The following is a 3,721-nucleotide window of genomic DNA, read 5'->3' as shown; positions in this document are numbered from 1 at the left end:
CCGCTACCCGGTGGCCCCCCCGGGGACGGCGGCCCGGTTTCCCAGCCTCCGAGAAGTGGGAGAGCCTGGGTGGAGGTGATCGCTCCCGGAGAAATCAGAGGGGTCCGATATGCCTTCAATTGTTCGGACGTTCTGGTGACCGGGCAGGGCCAACAACCCCTTCGATGACGGGCTGCCGTCGCTCCTTGGCCGGAGTGGACGCGGCACCCCGATGACGGAGACGCGAAGATGTCCGAACTCTCCATGGAAGTGCGGGTGCAGGTCGCGCGGTTGCGCAACCTCATCATCGATCTGGCGCGCTGCGGTTCGCTCAACAGCCCCCTGGGGGCGTTGCCCCATCCGGAGCTGGACCCGATGGAGGTCCAGGCCATCTGGTGGCTGAAAGCGGAGAGCCTGCTGCCGGTGAACGTGCTCGCGGACCGTCTGGGGGGCATCGCCATGCCACGGCTGAGCCGGCTGCTGGACCGGCTGGAGGACGCGAAGCTCGTGCAGCGCGAGCGCTCCGTGCGGCATGACCGCCGGCGGGTGCGCGTGCGCCTCACCGAGCAGGGCCGCGCCCTGGCGGAGCAGGCGGACAGCGTGGTGCAGGAGCGCATGGCGAGGCTGCTGCTGCCGCTCGGCGGGGAGCAGCGCAGCGAGCTGGTGGACCTGCTGGAGAAGTGGGTGGAGGCGATGGGCTGCTGGAACCGCGCCGAGGAGATGGCCGCCGCCGAGGAGACCGAGACGGAGGCTCCCGACGCGGCCGAGGCGGCGACGCGGCCTCACGCTCCGCGCCCCATGCTCGCGCGCGCCGAGCCCCCCGCCATCACCGCCAACGCGGCCTGACCTCACCCGGGGAGGTGCGCTGCTACAGCCGCACCTCCACGACTCCCGACGCACGGCACGCCGCGCTGGCTTCTCCCGTCCACGGGCCATGCCCTTGCGCCTCCACCTCCAGGTGGAGCGAGTCGGCCCGCACACGTCCCAGGCGCCAGCGCCCCTCCGCGTCCGTGAGGCCGCGTGCGGGCGGTAGCGAGCCCAGACTGCTGGCGCTGGTGACACGCGCTCCGTACACCGGAGCTCCCGCCGACGTGACGCGCACCTCGCAGGGTGCGTCACCCTCATCGACTCGCACGCTGACGGAGTGCTCCGTGCTCCCCGCTCGCGTCTCCACGGACGTGCTGGTGTAGACGTCATGCGGTGACGCCGCGGCGACCCCGCGGTACGTGCCCGGCTGGAGCAGCGACACGGCCACCCCACCCTCCTCCTCCACGAAGGCCTCCGCGGAGTGCGTGAGCCACCGTCCCTCCACGTCGAGGCGCTGGAGGAGGAAGACCGGATAGGGCCTCCGGGAGCGCTCCGCGAGCCGCGCGCGGGTGAAGCCGTCCATGCGCAGCACCAGCCACCGATAGGCTGGCACCTGCCACGTCACCTCCGCGTCCTCCCCCGGCGTGAAGTCGAACTCCCACCGGGCTGGCGCCACGGGGCGCCCAGATACGGGCGGCTCCACCCGCACCGTGAAGCGCGACGGGCGCCAGGAAGGCAACCCGGGCGCGATGAAGCGCCCATCCGCCTCCAGCTTCAGCGCCTGTTCATCCGGCCCCAGCAGCCGCGCTCCCGGAGGCGGCCTCCCCGTGCCCTCCAGCAGCACGCGCCCGCGCAGCGTCACCGTGCCACCCACGCCGCCCGGAAGGAGCGCATCCACGTCCAGCACCGCCGTCTCCAGCCGCCCTTCGCGCAGCGGCACCTCCACCGGCCCTCCCTCACGCCCCGAGGCACTCCGCAACCACAGCCGCACCGCCGGGTCCGGAAGCAGTGGCAACAGCGCCGTGTCCTCCTCCGAGGAGAGCGGAATGGACGTTCCATTCCGCAGCGCCGCCGCCACACCGGGGGCCACGTGCTGGACGACGGGCCACGCCTCGCTCGCGCGCTCGGCGGCCCGCGCATCCACCTCCACCACGCGCTCCATTCGCACCGTGAATGGCCCATGCTCCGGCCGCGCCCCCACCAGCCGCACCCGGACGCCGGTGGGCCGCCGCGCGCGCAGCACGCCCGCGTCGAGGACTCCCGACGCCGGCACCTCCTCCGGCACCACGTCTCCCCACCAGAACGTCCCGTCCGCTTCCCACGCGAGCCGGTCCTCCTCGGAGATGAACGCCGCGCCCACGCGCGCCTCGCCCTGGAAGGGACGCTCCCCTTCCAGCACCACGCGCAGCCTCGGGCCCTCCGGCTCGACGCGCGCCGGCTCCTCCGGGACGACCGACGTCCCGCGCACCACGGACTCCGTCACGGTGTCGGCCAGCCCGCGCGCGGAGTCCGCCACGGGCGCGCGCGGCCAGCCCCACCACGTCACGACGAGCCCGGCCACCACCAGCGCGGCGGCCCCTCCCCACCTCACCCGGCTCAATCCGTGTCGCTGCTGGAGTACAGGGTCAGGTACACCGGCGCGTGGTCCGACAGCCGGGTCGCGAAGTCGAGCGTGTTCGACACGTAGTCCCGCCCCGCCGACGAGAACTCCGTCACGTACGTGTTCTGCATCCAGAAGTGGTCGTACGCGCTCACGAAGCCGCCGCTGTGATTCAGCGTGGTGAGCACGTCCAGCCGGCACGACACCGCCGGAGACAGCGCCGCCAGCTCGGCCCACGAGGTCGCGGTGCAGGCCATGTTGTGGTCGCCCACCAGGATGACGTCCTGGTCGCTCCCGCTGCCGTCCTGCACCGACTTGAACACGGTGTCGATGTGGCGCACCTCCACGTCGCGCTCGGTCGCGGTGCCCCAGATGGCGTGCCAGTTGATGAAGGTGTAGTCCGCGCCCGTCGGCGTGTGCCGCACCTTGACGATTTGCGGCTCGCGCTCGAACAGGTCGCTCGGGTCGCTGTACACCGTGGACGACAGCAGCGACACCGTGTCCGTCCGGTACAGCACCGCGTAGATCTCCTTGTACGAGGAGCGCCCGACGAGCGGCGTCTGCGCGTAGCTCCACGACACCCCGGACACCTGCGTCATCGCCTGGGCCAGCGCCGGCATCACGCTGGTGTTCATCACCTCCTGCAGGAACACCAGGTCACAGCCGTTGTTCGACGTGCTGTTCGCGCCGTACTGGTTCCAGAGCTGCTTCGCGTCGTCCAGGTACGTCTGCTCGTCCGTCCATCCCTCGTGACGGAGGTTCCAGCTCACCACGCGCAGGTACGAGCCCGCCTGCGCCAGCGTGGGAACGGCCAGCGCGACCAGCACCACCGCGCGCAACAGGAAGGACGGCAGTCTCATGCAGGACCTCGGTGTGAGCAGACGACTCGCGCTTCCTAGTGGATTCAGGACGTTACGGGCAATCGACATTCCTGAAACATAAGAAACCACAAGGTCCAGACGGACCCGCTCCGTGAACGGCTGAAGCGCCGAGCCCGGCGGGCGCGTGGGGTGCGCGACGGCTCCGCGCCGTATTTGCAACTTGATTACTATTACATATCGATCACATATTGCTTCTCGCGAGTTCCGGGGCCGGCGCTCGCCCACCCCGGCGCATGCACCGGCCCCGGCGCGCGGCAGAGGGAGAGAGACCTCGTGAGCAGAGTCATCTGGAGCGTGGGAGGCACGGGCCTCGTGCTGGCCGGCCTCGCGGTGGCCTGGCTTCACCGCCCGCTGGAGCCCCTTCGGGAAGAGAAGCTCGCCCCCGTGGCGCTGGAAGTGCCCCCGGCCGTCCCGGTGGAGCCCCCGGTCCTCGGGAACGGCTTCGGCTCCCCTC

3 protein-coding genes and 1 pseudogene are annotated in these 3,721 nt (G+C 71.3%); 2 read left to right on the top strand and 2 right to left on the bottom strand.

Annotation, left to right across the window (positions count from 1 at the left end; genetic code table 11):
- The first annotated feature begins 228 nt into the window (after positions 1-228).
- Positions 229-825: a MarR family winged helix-turn-helix transcriptional regulator gene (locus HG543_RS52305; protein WP_169352466.1), complete on the top strand. Its 597-nt coding sequence runs from the start codon at positions 229-231 to the stop codon at positions 823-825.
- A gap of 22 nt (positions 826-847) precedes the next feature.
- On the opposite strand, the gene HG543_RS52300 is transcribed toward HG543_RS52305, so the two are convergent.
- Positions 848-2,377 (bottom strand): carboxypeptidase-like regulatory domain-containing protein, encoded by a 1,530-nt coding sequence (locus tag HG543_RS52300; RefSeq protein ID WP_343073660.1) that lies wholly within the window; start codon positions 2,375-2,377, stop codon positions 848-850.
- 5 nt (positions 2,378-2,382) lie between these two features.
- Complete coding sequence (locus tag HG543_RS52295) at positions 2,383-3,246, bottom strand: exonuclease/endonuclease/phosphatase family protein (RefSeq protein WP_169352464.1); 864 nt, start codon at positions 3,244-3,246, stop codon at positions 2,383-2,385.
- Positions 3,247-3,540: 294 nt separating this feature from the next.
- On the opposite strand from HG543_RS52295, the pseudogene HG543_RS52290 reads away from it, so the two are divergent.
- Positions 3,541-3,721: pseudogene (locus HG543_RS52290) on the top strand (hypothetical protein); the annotation flags it as partial.

The sequence above is a fragment of the Pyxidicoccus fallax genome (assembly GCF_012933655.1).
GTDB lineage: Bacteria > Myxococcota > Myxococcia > Myxococcales > Myxococcaceae > Myxococcus > Myxococcus fallax.
Note: the sequence above shows the minus strand (reverse complement) of the source record. Positions and strands in the feature narration are given on the sequence as shown.

Bases quoted from the DNA above. Each gene is read 5' to 3' on its own strand.
- HG543_RS52305 (WP_169352466.1), top strand. From the start codon at position 229: ATGTCCGAACTCTCCATGGAAGTGCGGGTGCAGGTCGCGCGGTTGCGC.
- HG543_RS52295 (WP_169352464.1), bottom strand. From the start codon at position 3,246: ATGAGACTGCCGTCCTTCCTGTTGCGCGCGGTGGTGCTGGTCGCGCTG.